Here is a 1,410-nt window from a genome sequence, read left to right on the forward strand (position 1 = left end):
CCTTCTATTCCGAGTACGCCTGGGAATTTCTCAGGCGAAATCGCTTTTACCAAGCAATGGTAGACGGCACCAACCCGTCATTCGATCTTGCCCAATGGGGATACCGACCGACGCCTGCGCACGAAGCAGGTTTTGGCTTGCAGCGTGTCAAGCACTACAGTGAAAGTCACAACGACTCACTTCCGCGCTGGACACCCATCGCGGCGATGGTGGACCGAATGCAGGACACCGTCGCCCATTTCAAACACCACCAGCCACGCATTGAATATCCCGGCGCGCAAGTCGCGGTCGTTTTCGATCTAGCACCTGTATTCGGCCCCGGAACCCTAGCCCTCCAAACGCAAGCAGATCTCGCCGTCAAGTACCTCGAACGCCTGCTGAGCACGAGCAATCTGYTGCAAACATCACGAACAACGGGCGGMGAAGCGGCCAGGGAATCCACCAACAAGCCGAATCGGCAACTGCTCCGCGGCTACCTCAGACTGGCCGATCTCCTGTCAAATCCCCAGACCCTCTTGTCAGAGGGCACCGAGCACCTGCCTATGGCGAAGCGGCGGGGCAAGCCGGGGATGATTACGATTGAGCAGGCCGCAACGCTGTTGCCCGACTATGACGTTGCCGACGATAAACGACAAACAATCACGGATGCCCAACGTTGTGACCGCGCCTACAGATATGCCGATAAAGCTTGGAAGATGATCTACGGCTGGGAATGCTTGGGGCTTCTCAAATTCGACGAGTGGGACCTGCCGCCCCCCAAGAACGCGGCACCGTTGTAGATCGGCAACGAGCCGCTTTTTGGCCTTAAAAATTCCAAGGTACAAACTCGGAAATTCAGCCTCCACCAAATTTCCAAGCAAACGTCTTGTCCTTGCGCTTTTCATACAAAACGTGTTGACTTGCGAACGCAAATGCGCTGCGCACGCTCTACCGCCTGAGCTATCACGTTCGGTCGGATATTTGCCGAAGAAGTAGCTAGCGCCCGGCCGGGCTCGTGCGTCTTCCGCAAGATCGTTCGCTCAAGAACAATCACATCAATGCCACTCGATGGCACATATTGATGGAGTTCTTGATGATCGATTCAGCACCGCGCCAGTTTCCACAGACCCGCACAAAAAAGCTCAAGATTGTCCGCGCACCGATCTCCGCTGCTGCTGCACGTGCATCAGAGTCGGAGCTGGACCAGGTAGCTCCCGCTTCGCACACAACGGTTGCAGGATATCCCTTATACGGTGTTCCAAAGCTTATCGTCATCGAGCGCGTCTGCGACATGCTCGGACTCAAACGGTCGGCGGTACATGCCAAGGTCGCGACGGGCGAACTGCCCGCACCGATCAAATTTGGCACCAGCCGCAGAGCCGCTGCAAGGTGGTTAGAGCACGAGATCGTGGCATTCGTTCTGAGCAAAGC

Annotated in this window: 2 protein-coding genes; both read left to right on the top strand. The window is 56.3% G+C overall.

From position 1 onward, the window contains the following. The coding region (locus AC1D1P_RS23370) for a hypothetical protein (protein WP_477674642.1) at positions 1 to 779 on the top strand (779 nt) is incomplete at its 5' end. A gap of 215 nt (positions 780 to 994) precedes the next feature. Beyond that, positions 995 to 1,410: helix-turn-helix transcriptional regulator (locus tag AC1D1P_RS23375; protein ID WP_477674643.1), on the top strand; the 416-nt coding region annotated here is incomplete at its 3' end.

This window comes from Polaromonas sp. P1_E1_2, from assembly GCF_056406035.1.